Below are 14,173 nucleotides of genomic sequence, written 5' to 3' on the forward strand. Positions count from 1 at the left end.
GGATATTCGCAAAAAGCTCCAATTCTGCACCTCGACGTTCAAATCGAGACCAGATAAAAACATCAATTTGTGCAAACAAATCATTGACTTACGAACCCCTGATGTGAAAACGTTGGGACACTAGTGAATGTACTTATTATTCTGGACAGGAAAAGCGCATTCAATGAACTGGAATTTGTGTGCTACAGAAGAAAAAATCCAGATAAGACCAGTTGTAAAAAACACGAAAAGCGACGCTTACCTGAAGCCGCCACAAAGAGGTGTAAGCGTGTGCGAAATTATACAAGGTCTTGATACGCGCGAAATTTATTTAATACCACATAGATACCGCTTGACAACCAGTTTTAAGGACTCTACAGTAAGCTGGAAGCAGGTCATCTTTTAATAATGGCTTGGAATCAAATGGGACTTTCTGTGAATTAGCATTCAATTGGACTCTCTGTTGAAAAGGCAGACCAGAGTCCTGTTGCTTTGCCCGCTTTACTCATGGAATGGAGCGCTTGAACCCGGATGGGATTTTATAAAGTTATGCTGGCGTGGTGTTGGCGCGAGTGTCCGGTTTAAAAAAATAAAATGACAGGAGCAGTAATGGATTTTTCAAATCGCCAGCAAGAGCCGGGGAAGAAGTTTATAGGTATAGGGCTGGTAATCGCATTTCACTTACTGGTGGTATATGCACTGGTATCAGGATTGGCTCGCAAGGCCATGGAAGTGGTGATCAAGCCAGCAGAAGTCAAGCTGGTAGAGGAGGTGAAACCACCGCCACCACCGCCAGATACGCCGCCACCGCCGCCACCAAAACTGCTGGCCCCACCGCCACCGTTCATTCCGCCACCGGAAGTCCAGGTACAACAACCGGTACAACAGCAGCCGACGATCGCCGCCGTATCGAATGTCAAGCCAGAGAATCCGACATTCGCCAAGACCCAGGCACCTCCTGCTCCTGTGGCAGATACCAAGCCTACAGGTCCTGTCACAGTACCTGGCGTGATCGACTTCAACGTGGGTGGTTGCAAACCGGAATATCCGCGTGCATCGCTGCGTAACGAAGAAACTGGTACTGTGCAATTATCCGTCCTCATCGGAGCAGATGGCTCGGTAGCCGATGTCAAGATCGACAAATCCAGTGGCTTCCGTGGTCTCGATAATGCAGTGAAGTCCCAATTGATGTCAGGTTCCTGCAAAAACAAACCAGGTACCGTGGATGGCAAACCACAACAGACATGGACCAAAGTCCAGTATGTCTGGAAACTCGAATAATAGAGGTGGCGCAGATAAACAAGACATCCACTTCATCAAAAAGCTGAACAAATTTGAAGGCTGAAACTCAAGACCTCTCAACACAGAGGCACAGAGACACAGAGGGAACACAGAGAACATCAAATAAGAGTAATAGCAATGCGGTATCAATATGCAGCTTGTGTGCTTTTCCTCTTGCCTTTCTCTGTGTCTCTGTGGTGAAGATTTTTGGTCTTATTCAAATCTAAGTCATTTGTTATACGTGTAAGTAATTCAATATACTGTTTAAAGGAAGCACCTCAATGAAAACCCGTTTCTCCGCATTCCTGGCTGCAACACTCCTGGCTTTGACAGCCGCCGTTGCCGTCGCTCCTGCCTCCGCTCAAGGTCCAGCTTCTGCTGCCGCCTCTGCTCCAGCCGCTCCTGCTGCTGAAGCTGCCGCCGCTCCAGCTGCCCCCGCCGATGCTGGCGCTCCCGCAGCTGCCCCAGCAGCAGCCAAAGAAGTGATAGAAAATCCATACGGCCTCGACGCCCTCTGGAAAACAGGTGACTTCGTTGCCAAAGGCACACTCATCATCATGGTCATCATGTCCATGGGCAGCTGGTACATCCTCATCACCAAAATCATCGACCAGGTCAAACTGTCCGGCCAGGCAACAGATGCCCGTACCAAATTCTGGAAAGCAGCCTCCGTACAAGCCGGTGCCGCTTCCCTGAAAGAAGGCAGCCCATTCCGCTTCATCGCTGACTCTGGCATCAAAGCCACAGAACACCATGAAGGCGCTTTGCTGGAACAAATCGATTTGAACACCTGGGTATCCATGTCCATCCAGCGCGCTGTGGAAAAAGTCCAAAGCCGCCTGCAAGACGGCCTGGCATTCCTGGCAACAGTTGGTTCCACAGCACCGTTCGTTGGTCTGTTCGGTACAGTATGGGGTATCTACCATGCGCTGACAGCCATCGGTATGTCCGGTCAGGCATCAATCGACAAAGTAGCGGGCCCTGTTGGTGAAGCGCTGATCATGACCGCGATTGGTCTGGCTGTGGCTGTTCCTGCTGTTCTGGGTTACAACTTCCTGGTACGCCGCAACAAGAGCGCCATGGAAGAAGTCCGCGCTTTCTCCGCTGACCTGCACTCTGTTGTTCTGTCCGGTACCATGGGCAAGAAGTGAAATGCTGATGAAGCTACTGCGCGACGCGATTTTTAGTCTGCGATGCTCGTCGTACCGAAGTACGACTGCGCTTCTTAACTAAAACTAGCGCCGCTCGCTACGCTTCCTCAGCATTTCACATGGCCACTTTATATAGCTTAAAAACCCAAAGATCCAAAGACCCAAAGACCCTTAACCAAAAAAGGCACAGAGGCACAGAGGCACAGAGAAAAGCAGAGAGCAGATCAGAATGGATGCATGCGAATACGAAGAGGTTTATCTCTTGTTTTCTCTGTGTCACCTCTGTGGTGTAGCAGGGAATTCGAGTGGCATGCCACTCGCCTGCGGAACGAAGACTTCTTGCAAGAAGTCTTTCCTTTCTCTGTGTTGAGAGGTCTTAAGGGTTAAAGCGTAACATCGAAAGAGAACACATTATGGCAATGGCAATTGGCAATGATGGTGATGGCGAAGACGAAGTCAACAGCACCATCAACACCACCCCGCTGGTAGACGTCATGCTGGTTTTGCTGATCATCTTCCTGATCACAACGCCGGTGATTACGGACACGATTAAGCTCAAGCTGCCGGCAGAGCACAACCAGATTTACAAAACCAAACCGGAAAACATCACCTTGTCGATCAACAAGGATGGTGATCTGTACTGGAACGGCAGTACCAAGCCGCTAGGCAGCACAGATGCCCTGTTTGAACGACTCAAGGTAGAAGCAGTCAAGATCCCGCAACCGGAGTTGCATATCCGTGGCGACCAGAATGCCCGTTATGAGTTTGTCGGCAAGAGCATTTTGACAGCCCAGCGTGCAGGTATCGCCAAGGTCGGCTTCGTTATTGAACCGCCAGCGCGGAATTAGTGTTTTGAATGACTAAACAGGGCTGGCGAAAAATTGTCCTGACAAGGCGTAGCGACGAAGACAGTGCGAATAGCACGGCGAGAAGCTGCAACGCAGTCAGGGCGATTTTCTCGCCAGCCCCTAAAAAGGAAGCATTATGGGTATGCAAATTGGTTCCGGCAGCGCGTCTGCTGATCCAGAAGTAATGATAGAAATGAACATGACGCCTTTGATTGACGTCATGCTGGTGTTGATCATCATGTTGATTATCACGATTCCTATCCAGAATCATGCGGTGAATCTGAATATGCCGCAAGGGCCGTCGCCAGTGCAGCCGAAGGAACCTGTCGTCGTGAATATTGACGTGGATTTCGATGGAACAGTGACATGGAATGGTGCAGCAGTGAATCCAAGCGAACTGGATGCCAAGCTGGCAGAAGCGGCAGCGCAACCTGACCAGCCAGAAGTGCATTTGCGCCCGGTAGCTGTCGTTCCTTACAAATCTGTGGCGGCTGTCATGGCAGCGGCGCAGCGTCTTGGCGTGACCAAGATTGGTATGGTAGGCAACGAACAGTTCTTGAAGTAAACATGCAGCCGCGGGCTTAATACAAGTTGCCATAAAGCTTGTAGTGCCCGGGGCGGGACTATGAGCATGTTTCGTCTCTGTCGTTACCGTAGAGTGTGATAGAAAAAGACAGGCTCAAATTATATTTGATGATACCACTTAAATACCTATTGACATCCACTAGTGAAAAAACTTACAGTGAGACTTGAAATAGTAGCAGAAGTACAGAATCTGGTCTGGTTCAACCTTACTCAATTATTTACTTATCAATGAATAAACAAGCAGAAAATCTGTCTGAAACTGATGTGTTAAAGACCGCAGGGCATTCCTCGATGACCCATGCTTGTACTTATCATATTGGTGCTGATGGTGGTGGCACTGGCACGCGAGTGGTGTTGTCTGATGCTAGCGGCATTGAGTTGGGCCGTGGTAGTGCAGGCCCATCTGGTCTGGCGCATGGCCGCGACAAGGCCTGGCAGGCTATCTTGCTTGCCACTCAGCAAGCCTTTGCAGATGCCAATCTGGATATGCCTGCCCTGGCTGATATCGCAGTGGGCTGTGGCCTGGCTGGTGTGCATAATATTCACTGGGCCAGAGAGTTCGTGGCCCTCAACCCTGGTTTTGGTGCTGTCTGCGCTGAAACTGATGCCTATACCACTTTGCTGGGGGCACTCAATGGCAAGCCTGGCGCTATCATTGCTTTGGGCACTGGTAGTGTCGGCGAAGTTTTGCTGCCAAGCGGCCAGCGTCGTGAAGTGGGTGGCTGGGGTTTTCCAGTCAGTGATGAGGCCAGTGGCGCCTGGCTGGGTATGCGTGCCGTCAATCATTTGCAGCGCGTGCTGGATGGCCGTGCTGTGAGCAACCCTTTTGCCAGTGCTGTGCTGACGCATTGTGGCGGTGATAAAGACGCCGTGTTTGCCTGGCTGGCACAAGCCAACCAAACCCGTTATGCCGAGCTGGCACCGCTGGTTATTCGTTTTGCGCCTGAAGTCGAGGTGGCTCGCGAAATCATGCTGGAAGCTGGTACAGAAGTCGCCATCATGGCCAGGGCGCTGGACCCGAAAAATGAATTGCCGATCGCCTTGTGCGGTGGGCTGGCAGCAGCAGTAGCGGTGTATTTGCCTGCCGAATTAAAAGAAAGAATACAGATGCCCAAGGCCGATTCGGCAACTGGGGCATTGATACTGATACAACAGCATTTACAAGCCATATAAGTATATTAAAAGAAAGACAGACATGCTGGCACAATTGATAGACTTCAAACCTGATACAGAAAGTTCTACCCCCTTGTATCTGCAATTGGCGAACAAACTCGCGAATGGCATACATAGTGGATTGTGGCAGCCGGATGAAGCCTTGCCATCCGAACGTATGATGTCAGAAACCCTTGAAATTTCACGCGTCACCGCGCGCAAGGCGATAGACATGCTGTGCGAGCGCGGCATGCTGACACGCAAGCATGGCTCTGGCACTTACATCACGCCCAAGATAGAGCAACCACTGTCGCGCCTCACCAACTTCAGTGAAGAATTGCGTAACCGTGGTTTTGCTCCAGGCTCACGCTGGTTGTCACGCGAAACAGGAATCGCTTCACCTGAAGAGATTTTGTCTCTGGGCCTGTCACCCAATACCGTGGTATCGCGTCTGAAGCGTTTGCGTACGGCCGACAATGTCGTTATGGCGATAGAAAGCTCAACTATCCCAGCCGTGTATATGCCTAACCCCAAGCTGGTCAGTGACAGTTTGTATGGTTATCTGGAATCACATAATCTCTCACCAGCGCGCGCCTTGCAGCATATTCGCGCTGTGAATGCAACTGCCGAGCAAGCCCGTCTGGCAGACATCAAACAGGGCGCGGCCATGTTGTTCATTACCCGCGTAGCGTATTTGCCAAATGGTGCCGCGATAGAACTCTCACACTCTTATTGCCGTAGTGATTATTATGACTTTGTGGCGGAGTTGTTCAGATGAGCCTGCAGCTACAAGTACAGGGGCAAATACTGACACCGCAAGGCTGGGTATACGGGACTTTGGCTTTCGACGAGAGGATTCAGTCTATCGCTGCAGACATGAGTGCCGTTGATGCTGGGTCAGCAGCTTACATCTTGCCAGGTTTTGTCGACTTGCATGTGCATGGTGCAGGCGGTAAAGACACCATGGAGGCGGGTGATGCAGTTAGGATCATCGCCCGCAAACATGCAAGGCATGGTACCACCAGCATGCTGGCAACTACGATGACAGCACCACTGGCCGATCTTGAATTGGCCTTGCAGGGCATCAAGCCAGAAGTGGACAAGCGTAGTAGTGGTGGCGCACGTATATTGGGTGTGCATCTGGAAGGCCCGTATATCAATCCGGGCAAGCTGGGCGCACAGCCTGCCTTTGCTCATACCGGCTCGCTGGAACAGGTACGCCATCTTGATGCGATAGCGCCGATCAGATTGATCACTGTAGCGCCTGAAATGGACGGCCATTTGCAACTGGTGCGCGAGCTGACAGCCATCGGCATGCAGGTGCAGATAGGCCATACCCTCGGTACTTACGAAGAGGGCAAGGCCGCACTGGAAAATGGTGCAACTGGTTTTACCCACTTATACAACGCCATGTCACGCCTTGATCACCGTGCGCCCGGCATGGTCGGCGCAGCGCTGGCGCATGCGCAGTTTTCTGAAATTATTCCTGACTTGTTGCATGTCCACCCTGGCGCCATCAAAGCCGCCATGCGTGCGATACCGCATCTGTATTGCGTTACTGACTCTACTGCAGCTTCCGGCATGCCTGATGGCCAATACATGCTGGGCCGCCAGGTCGTACATAAATGCCTGGGCGGTGTACGTCTTGAAGACGGCACGCTGGCAGGCAGCACCCTGACCATGGATCAAGCCTTGCGCAATCTGGTCAGCATAGGACTTGACCTGGAAGATGCATCGAAGCGTGTTTCTACTTACGCAGCCGATTATCTGGGATTGAATGAGCGTGGCCGCCTGCAGGCTGGCAGTTACGCAGACCTGGTTGTACTGGATCGCCAGCTCAACCTCATCGCTGTTTATGTAGAAGGAGAAAAGATTGACCTCACAGATGCTTAAGGAAGCCAGTTCTTCCGCTGATTTTGTAGCCGAACAACTCAAACATGAAGGTGCACGTTATGCCGAGCTAGGCGCTCACTTGCGTGCCAAGCCACCAACATCCGTCGTCACGGTTGCCCGTGGTAGCTCGGACCATGCCGCCAATTATGCAGCCTATCTGATCATGGCCAGGGTAGGGCGCATCGTTGCTTCCCTGCCTATGTCTTTGGTGACACTGAACAAGGCACCACTGGCAGCCAAAGATGCATTGGCGATTGCGATTTCACAGTCTGGTCAAAGCCCTGATGTGGTTGAGCCTATCCGTTATTTCCGCGAAGGTGGCGCGACTACTGTGGCCCTCGTCAACGATGCAGCATCGCCTCTGGCTCAAAGCGCAGAATGGACCATGCCACTGCACGCAGGCCCGGAACTGAGTGTTGCTGCCACCAAGAGCTTTATTACTTCGCTGGTTGCAGGTGCGCGCCTGGCAGGTCACTGGCAAAACGATGCAGAATTTTTGGCAGCGATAGAGCAATTGCCAGAATCCCTGCACGCGGCCACCAAACTCGACTGGTCGCCAGCGATAGAAGTCTTGCAACCTGCATCACGCATCATGGTGGTGGGCCGTGGTATCAGCTTTCCGGTGGCACTGGAGTCTGCACTTAAATTCAAAGAAACATCCGTCATCCAGGCAGAAGCCTTCAGCGGTGCAGAAATCAAACATGGCCCCATGGCCCTGATACATGATGGTTATCCATTATTGATATTCGCAACCCGTGGCCCAGCACAAGCTGGCCTGATTGCCCTGGCAGAGGAAATGCGTGGCCGTGGCGCGAATGTCTTGCTGGCTGCACCAGAAGATGTCAAGGAACGTAACCTGACTTTGCCAGTTGCGGCGACACCGGATCTCGATCCAGTTGTGGCGATACAAGCGTTCTACATGATGGCAGCAAACCTGTCGATTGCCCGTGGTCTGGACCCGGACAAGCCAAGGCATTTGAGCAAAGTCACCAAAACAAATTGACGCAGCTACAGCAGCAGGCTATTTTTTAAAAACTTAGAAAATAGATACTACCCCCAGTATTTTTATAAATAGCAAGATTGGTATGATTAAAATGCGAGATTGCTTAAAAATATTGGGGAGTATATGTAAAAAGCAGATTTCGATGCCGGAATTGCGCTTGGTCTTGAGCGTGCTGCTATTGAGTTTTGGCTTGCATGGCAACGCCTTCGCCGTCCAGAAGATCGAGTTCTGGACCATGAGCCTGAAGCCAAAATTCATTCCCTATTTTCAGGAACTCGTCAAAAATTACGAAGCACAACACCCCGGCATCAAGCTCGAATGGGTGGATTTCCCCTGGGATATTCTGCAATTAAAGCTGATCACGGCCATCGCTGCAGGTACGCCACCAGCACTGGTAAATTTGAGTGTGCCCTGGGCAGAAGAAATGGCGCGAGATGGTTTGCTTGAGCCCGTCGATACATTATTGGCCGCACCGGGTGGCACCAATGACTACACCGATGCCGCACTGGCTGATTTGCGTTTTAAGGGCAAGGTCTATGGTTTCCCACATTACAGCAACGTTAACGTAATCGCCTATAACCGCAAGATACTGGCTGCGGCAGGCATAGTCCAGGCACCACGCAGCATGGATGAATTGCTGACCCAGGCTGTCATGATTTCTCTCAAAACCGGCAAGCCTGGTTATGCGCCTGCGCTCGGCAAGATCGATGGTTTTTTCATGCAACAGGGCTTGGATTTAATACGCGATGGAAAGGCGGTATTCAATTCCCCCGCTCATGTGATGCTGGTTAAAAAACTTGCTGCCACCTATAAGGCTGGCGGTTTTCTCAAAGACAAATTGTTTGCAGAAGACAATTTTCCCGCAGTAGTAGATGCCTATCTCGGTGGCCGTCTCGGTGTCATGGTCAGTGCGCCGACAGCCATCAAGCGCATACAAACTGATGCACCAGAAATTTATGCGCAAACCGGTATCTTTCCTGTGCCGCCAGGTCCGACTGGGATTAACGACGGTGGCTGGATGTTCCATTTCGCCATACCCAAAGGCGTGAAGAAAAAAGATATTCCTGAAGTTGCCGCCTTTGCCCGCTACCTGACCAGCGATGCCAATCAACTGGCTTTTGCAAGGATGGCAGGTGTGATGCCCACCACCAAACAGGCGCTGGCAAATCCCTATTTCAAGAAAATATTACCCAACGCCGGCGCATCAGAACAGGCATTGGCCGTGGCCGCAAATTCCATGAATTCTGCCCGCAGCCTGTATGTCAGCGGCATAGACGATTATGATGAATTGCGCCGTTTTTTGGTCAAGGCCGTAGAAGCAGGTGTTACTGGCCGCCGTGATATACAAGAAGCCTTGGATGAAGCGGTAGGCATCTGGAATCGCAAGTTGCAAGGTGTGAAGCTGCCATGAGCAAGTTGCTTGACTCTGTCGCGCCCGTTGTGACAAACAAGCGCAACCTGCTTGCCTATGCCTTCCTGGCTCCTGCCTTGCTATTGCTGCTGATGTTCTCCTTCTGGCCCGTCATGTATGGCTCTTACCTGAGCTTTACAGATTTCAGCCTGATACGCGAAGTGCATTGGGTAGGCTTCGCCAATTATCGTGCCCTGTTTGCGAATGACATGTTTTTGACAGGACTAAAGAATTCGCTATTGTTTTTGTTGGTCGTGCCCTTTACGCAATTGGGTGCGATATCGCTGGCGGTGCTGGTGAATAATCAATTGCCAGGCATACGCTGGTTTCGCGCTGCTTATTATGTGCCAGTGGTGACGACGGTGTCTGTCGTCGGCATCATGTGGGGCTTTATGTTCCATGAGCAGGGCACACTAAATTATGTGCTGCTGCAATTGCATATCATTGCTGCGCCACTGGGCTGGTTGTCGGATGACGCGCTTGCCTTGTTCGCTGTTATGTTTGTGTCTTTCTGGCGTGGTCTGGGCTGGTATATGGTGATGTATCTGGCTGCCTTGCAGTCACTGCCCGCCGAGATGCAGGAAGCAGCAATACTGGATGGAGCCAATCGCTGGCAACGTTTCTGGCGCATCACCGTGCCCATGCTGAAGCCGACGATACTGGTCTGCAGCATCATGTCAGTCTTGGCGGCTTTGAAAGCCTATCAGGAAGTTGACGTGCTTACGCAAGGTGGCCCCATGAATTCCACCTTCACGGCGCTGTATTATGCCTATGATCAAGGCCTGAAACATTTGAAGCTGCCACGCGGCCTGGCTGCGAGTTTTGTTGTCTCCCTCTGCTGCATGGCGATCGCCTTCATTTGCCTGCGCTGGCTTAAACCTGGGCACAGGGAATGAGCATGAACATCAAAAAATTCCTGCGCACGGCTTCACAATATGGCTTGCTAAGCCTGATTGCCATCATCTGCATTTTCCCCTTCTGGTGGACGCTGGTGGTGGCGATGTCGACAGAAGGTAATCTGTTTGAATTCCCGCCCACATTCTGGCCGCGTGGTATTTCGCTAGATAATTTTGTCGAGGCTTTCCGCGTCATCCCCATCCTCGCTTTTTACAAGAATTCTTTGCTGATCACTCTGGCGACCGTATTGGGCAAACTGGTCGTGTGTTCACTCGCCGCTTATCCTCTGTCACGCATGCAGTTCAGCGGCAGCAAGCTCATCATGGGTGTGATACTGGCGACCATGATCTTGCCATCTGAAGTCAATTTTCTGGTCAACTTCATCACCATGACGAAGATATCCTTGGTGAATACTTACACTGCCGTGGTCTTGCCAAATATCGTGACAGCAGTCTCGATACTCTTGCTGAAGCAGGCTTTTGATGAAGTACCGCAAGACTTGCTGGATGCTGCAAGGGTAGACGGTGCCAGTGAATGGATCATCTTTTACCGCATTGTCTTGCCATTGATTACGCCATGGCTGGCAACGGTGGGCATATTGACTGCGGTGGAAGCGTGGAATGAATACATCTGGCCATCCATCGTCATCAGCAAGCCAGAAGACTTTCCCTTGTCTGCCGGTGTGCTGTATTTGCGCGGCACTTATGGCAGTAGCACCCGCGTCATCGCGGCAGGAACCATTTTGACAGTTGCACCGATATTGGTCGCTTTTTTATTTACCCAGCGCTTTTTTATGCGCGGCATGGATGGAGCAGTGAAATGACGCAAGACAAAAATAACCAACAAACGATGACGCGAGAAGAAGCACGCCGCCTGGCCGGGCAACTGGTGATGATACGCATGCCCATCACCAGCCTGGATGAGACATCGGCACAATTTTTAAAAGACAATCATATCCGTGGCATTTGCCTGTTCAGGCAAAACATGGTTGACGAAATCCAGCTGAAAAAACTGACGGCTGATCTGCGCCTTATCTTGGGGGAGGGGGCGCTGATTGGCATCGATCAGGAAGGGGGCGCAGTAGTGCGCTCCACCTGGGTACCGCAGCCCCCGGCGGCAATGTCGCTGGGGGCCAGCGATGATCCCGAGCTATGCCGCCAGGTGGGCGCTGCTGTTGCGCGCGGTGTAAAGGCCCTGGGCTTTAACTGGAATTTTGCGCCCGTGCTGGATCTGAATAACAATGTCGATAATCCCGTCATCTCTGAACGCTCGTTTGGCTCTGATCCCAAGCGCGCCAGTGAACTGGCACTGGCCTGGATGGATGGCAGCCTGGCTGAAGGTGTGGCTTGCTGTGTCAAGCATTTCCCTGGTCATGGCGACACCAATGTTGATTCCCACCGCGATCTGCCTACCGTGAACAAGAGCCTGGAAGAATTGCAAGCGTTGGAACTGGCACCTTTCCAGATCGCAGTCAGCCGCAATGCACCTGCCATGATGACGGCGCATATCGTCTACCCCGCACTGGATGCAGAAAATCCTGCCACCATGTCCAGGCCCATCCTGACGGGCTTGCTGCGTGACCAATGGAATTACCAGGGCGTCGTCATCACCGACGGCATGGACATGCATGCAATAGCAGGCCGCTATGGCGTCGGCAATGCCGCAGTGCGTGCCTTGCTGGCCGGTGCCGACATGGTCATGGCGCTAGGCACCACAGAGACGCAACTGGAAACCCTGAATGCCCTGACCGAAGTGATTTTCTCAGGCCAGATATCTCTCGCAGAAGTACAGCAAAAACTGCAACGCATGGCAGACCTGACCAAGACCTATCCCTGCATAGATACAGCCTACCAGACCGACATGGCAGACCGCATCCTCATGTCCAGCGCCTGGAAGCGCGGCCTGACTACCCAGGGCAATGCACAACCGCCCGTCAGAGGCAGCAAGCTGCGCCTCGTCATCAGCGCCGACGTTGTCAGTGATGGTGTTTCGGAAGCTGGCATACCTGCCGCAAAAGTCAGCGCCATGCTGGCGAGTTTGTATGATGTAGAGACGGTCACCTTTGCCAATGCTGACACTTTTGACTGGAGTGCCTTACCAGATGATGGCCGCTTCGTCGTGCTGGCATCTACTGTGCGCATACGCTATAGCAAACAGGTACGCGATACCTGGAAGCCAGACCTGCACCTGGTCTTGTGGAACCCGTTTCAAATGCTGGACATTCAGGCCCCCGCATTGATTACCTACGGCTTTGCTCCACCAGCGATAGATGCTGCACGTGCGTGGTTTGCCGCAGAAGTGGTCGCCAGCGGTCAGATACCAGTTGCTGGTTTCTCTACCGCTGCTGCATAAGGAACACAAGGAATGGCCGAAGTCAGACTGCAGCGGATCAGCAAATCCTATGGCAATAACCAGGTTTTGCAAGGCATAGACCTGCATGTGCGCAATGGTGAATTCATGGTTTTTGTTGGCCCCTCAGGCTGCGGCAAATCCACGCTCTTGCGCATGATTGCTGGCCTTGAAGATATCAGTGCCGGTGAACTGCACATAGACAATCAACTGGCGAACGATATCCCGCCCGCCAAACGCGGCCTGGCCATGGTGTTCCAGTCATATGCCCTGTACCCGCACATGACAGTGTATGAAAACATGGCCTTCAGCCTCAGCCTCACCAGCATGAGCAAGGCCGAGATAGACAGCGCAGTACAACACGCCGCCAGCATCCTGCAAATGACCCACCTGCTGCAGCGCAAGCCGCGTGACCTGTCCGGCGGCCAGCGCCAGCGCGTCGCCATAGGCCGCGCCATCGTGCGCAAGCCCGGCCTGTTCCTGTTTGACGAGCCACTATCCAATCTCGACGCCAGCCTGCGCGTACAAATGCGCATAGAACTCAGCAAGCTGCACAGAGAACTTGCCGCTACCATGATCTACGTGACGCACGACCAGGTAGAAGCCATGACCCTGGGCCAGCGCATAGCCGTATTCAATGGCGGCAAGATAGAACAGGTAGGCGCACCACTGGAACTCTACGACAAACCCGCCAACCTCTTCGTTGCAGGCTTCCTCGGTTCACCGAAGATGAACATCGTCAAGGCAAAGGTATTGCGCAATCTTGGTAATGAGGCAGAACTGCAACTGGCCGCGGGCACACATATCAACGTCCAGCTTGGTACCAGCAATTTGCAGACAGGGGACGAAGTCAGTCTTGGCATCAGGGCAGAGCATATCCTGCTGGCATCACAAAGCACGGAGCACAGCAACCAGCTCGAAGTCTGCATCAGCTTTGTTGAACATCTGGGGGATGCCGCCATCGTGTATGCAATACTGGCGGGTGAAGAAAATCTGTTTGCTATCAAACTGCCAGCAGATACTTCAGACCTGTATGCAGGAGCTGATCTTTGTATACAACTGCCGGGGCAGAGGTGTCATGTGTTTGACCGCAATGGCGTCGCTTTAGGCCAGTAATACCATGTTGGTGACGGGAATTATTTTTGTAGAATAATTCCCAGGACAATGACAACAATCCTGTCAACACAAGCGACAGACTACTTCTTACCATCACTCAAAGCATAAGCAACGATGGCATTGGCGTGACCATGGCCCATTTCATGTTCAGCCTTGAGCTTGTTCACGATTTCCATGTGCTTTAAACCTTTGTTTTGCTGAACCAAGTCCAACCAGTGCTGGATGGGCTTGCCGTACTTCTTTTCTATTGATGGGAAATAAGAGGCCGGGCCTTTGACTTTTTCTTCTTCGGACATGTGATGTTTTCCTTCTCAAGTATGGTTTAAGGTGAGGGCTGAAGTTACAGGGGGAACGCGTATTTTTGTGCAATTTCTGAAATTTGAATTTACATAACGCTACGACCGAGGTTAATCTTATAGTAACTTCAGATGGCTTGCGATGTTTTGAAAGAATTGTTTTACGTCGCTACGAGCGAAATTGCTGACAATGAAAAGGATCATTCGGAGGC

General features: G+C 51.9%; 14 protein-coding genes. 13 read left to right on the plus strand and 1 reads right to left on the minus strand.

All coding sequences use genetic code 11. The features are described from left to right. The first annotated feature begins 588 nt into the window (after positions 1-588). The 13 genes from H8L47_RS25575 (at position 589) to H8L47_RS25635 (ending at position 13,665) form a co-directional block, all read left to right on the plus strand. Positions 589-1,260 carry an energy transducer TonB gene (locus H8L47_RS25575; protein WP_186956547.1) on the plus strand — a complete coding sequence of 224 codons (672 nt, stop codon included), beginning with the start codon at positions 589-591 and terminating at the stop codon, positions 1,258-1,260. A gap of 281 nt (positions 1,261-1,541) precedes the next feature. Further along, positions 1,542-2,411, plus strand: a complete 870-nt coding sequence (locus H8L47_RS25580; RefSeq protein WP_186956549.1) for a MotA/TolQ/ExbB proton channel family protein — start codon at positions 1,542-1,544, stop codon at positions 2,409-2,411. A gap of 413 nt (positions 2,412-2,824) precedes the next feature. Beyond that, entirely contained in the window at positions 2,825-3,259 is a 435-nt protein-coding gene (locus H8L47_RS25585) for an ExbD/TolR family protein (RefSeq protein ID WP_186956550.1), read from the plus strand. Positions 3,260-3,395: 136 nt separating this feature from the next. Next, a complete protein-coding gene (locus H8L47_RS25590) occupies positions 3,396-3,824 on the plus strand; it encodes an ExbD/TolR family protein (RefSeq protein WP_186956552.1) in 429 nt (142 codons plus the stop codon). 248 nt (positions 3,825-4,072) lie between these two features. Further along, the gene (locus H8L47_RS25595) at positions 4,073-5,017 is read left to right on the plus strand and encodes a BadF/BadG/BcrA/BcrD ATPase family protein (RefSeq protein WP_329605496.1); all 945 of its coding nucleotides are present in this window, start codon (positions 4,073-4,075) and stop codon (positions 5,015-5,017) included. Between the two features lie 22 nt (positions 5,018-5,039). Beyond that, positions 5,040-5,774, plus strand: a complete 735-nt coding sequence (locus tag H8L47_RS25600; protein WP_186956554.1) for a GntR family transcriptional regulator — start codon at positions 5,040-5,042, stop codon at positions 5,772-5,774. After that, a complete protein-coding gene (gene nagA / locus H8L47_RS25605; RefSeq protein ID WP_186956555.1) occupies positions 5,771-6,889 on the plus strand; it encodes an N-acetylglucosamine-6-phosphate deacetylase in 1,119 nt (372 codons plus the stop codon). The genes H8L47_RS25600 and nagA overlap by 4 nt, the downstream gene beginning before the upstream one ends. Next, entirely contained in the window at positions 6,882-7,892 is a 1,011-nt protein-coding gene (locus H8L47_RS25610; protein WP_186956668.1) for an SIS domain-containing protein, read from the plus strand. Before nagA ends, H8L47_RS25610 begins: the two co-directional genes overlap by 8 nt. A 142-nt stretch (positions 7,893-8,034) precedes the next feature. Next, positions 8,035-9,303: an ABC transporter substrate-binding protein gene (locus H8L47_RS25615; protein ID WP_186956557.1), complete on the plus strand. Its 1,269-nt coding sequence runs from the start codon at positions 8,035-8,037 to the stop codon at positions 9,301-9,303. Then, the gene (locus tag H8L47_RS25620) at positions 9,300-10,199 is read left to right on the plus strand and encodes a carbohydrate ABC transporter permease (protein ID WP_186956559.1); all 900 of its coding nucleotides are present in this window, start codon (positions 9,300-9,302) and stop codon (positions 10,197-10,199) included. The genes H8L47_RS25615 and H8L47_RS25620 overlap by 4 nt, the downstream gene beginning before the upstream one ends. A gap of 2 nt (positions 10,200-10,201) precedes the next feature. Beyond that, on the plus strand, positions 10,202-11,023 hold the full coding sequence (locus tag H8L47_RS25625; protein WP_186956561.1) for a carbohydrate ABC transporter permease: 822 nt from the start codon (positions 10,202-10,204) through the stop codon (positions 11,021-11,023). Next, positions 11,020-12,552 carry a beta-N-acetylhexosaminidase gene (gene nagZ, locus H8L47_RS25630; RefSeq protein WP_230413912.1) on the plus strand — a complete coding sequence of 511 codons (1,533 nt, stop codon included), beginning with the start codon at positions 11,020-11,022 and terminating at the stop codon, positions 12,550-12,552. Before H8L47_RS25625 ends, nagZ begins: the two co-directional genes overlap by 4 nt. Before the next feature lie 12 nt (positions 12,553-12,564). Further along, positions 12,565-13,665: an ABC transporter ATP-binding protein gene (locus tag H8L47_RS25635; protein ID WP_186956563.1), complete on the plus strand. Its 1,101-nt coding sequence runs from the start codon at positions 12,565-12,567 to the stop codon at positions 13,663-13,665. A gap of 80 nt (positions 13,666-13,745) precedes the next feature. Here the strand turns inward: H8L47_RS25635 and H8L47_RS25640 are convergent, their stop codons facing one another. Next, complete coding sequence (locus tag H8L47_RS25640; protein WP_186956565.1) at positions 13,746-13,961, minus strand: DUF4287 domain-containing protein; 216 nt, start codon at positions 13,959-13,961, stop codon at positions 13,746-13,748. Between the last annotated feature and the right edge of the window lie 212 nt (positions 13,962-14,173).

This window comes from Undibacterium umbellatum (assembly GCF_014284125.1).
Classification (GTDB): domain Bacteria; phylum Pseudomonadota; class Gammaproteobacteria; order Burkholderiales; family Burkholderiaceae_D; genus Undibacterium; species Undibacterium umbellatum.

Coding starts and splice junctions, on each gene's coding strand:
- H8L47_RS25575 (WP_186956547.1), top strand. CDS start 589: ATGGATTTTTCAAATCGCCAGCAAGAGCCGGGGAAGAAGTTTATAGGT.
- H8L47_RS25580 (WP_186956549.1), top strand. CDS start 1,542: ATGAAAACCCGTTTCTCCGCATTCCTGGCTGCAACACTCCTGGCTTTG.
- H8L47_RS25585 (WP_186956550.1), top strand. CDS start 2,825: ATGGCAATGGCAATTGGCAATGATGGTGATGGCGAAGACGAAGTCAAC.
- H8L47_RS25590 (WP_186956552.1), top strand. CDS start 3,396: ATGGGTATGCAAATTGGTTCCGGCAGCGCGTCTGCTGATCCAGAAGTA.
- H8L47_RS25595 (WP_329605496.1), top strand. CDS start 4,073: ATGAATAAACAAGCAGAAAATCTGTCTGAAACTGATGTGTTAAAGACC.
- H8L47_RS25600 (WP_186956554.1), top strand. CDS start 5,040: ATGCTGGCACAATTGATAGACTTCAAACCTGATACAGAAAGTTCTACC.
- nagA (WP_186956555.1), top strand. CDS start 5,771: ATGAGCCTGCAGCTACAAGTACAGGGGCAAATACTGACACCGCAAGGC.
- H8L47_RS25610 (WP_186956668.1), top strand. CDS start 6,882: ATGCTTAAGGAAGCCAGTTCTTCCGCTGATTTTGTAGCCGAACAACTC.
- H8L47_RS25615 (WP_186956557.1), top strand. CDS start 8,035: ATGCCGGAATTGCGCTTGGTCTTGAGCGTGCTGCTATTGAGTTTTGGC.
- H8L47_RS25620 (WP_186956559.1), top strand. CDS start 9,300: ATGAGCAAGTTGCTTGACTCTGTCGCGCCCGTTGTGACAAACAAGCGC.
- H8L47_RS25625 (WP_186956561.1), top strand. CDS start 10,202: ATGAACATCAAAAAATTCCTGCGCACGGCTTCACAATATGGCTTGCTA.
- nagZ (WP_230413912.1), top strand. CDS start 11,020: ATGACGCAAGACAAAAATAACCAACAAACGATGACGCGAGAAGAAGCA.
- H8L47_RS25635 (WP_186956563.1), top strand. CDS start 12,565: ATGGCCGAAGTCAGACTGCAGCGGATCAGCAAATCCTATGGCAATAAC.
- H8L47_RS25640 (WP_186956565.1), bottom strand. CDS start 13,961: ATGTCCGAAGAAGAAAAAGTCAAAGGCCCGGCCTCTTATTTCCCATCA.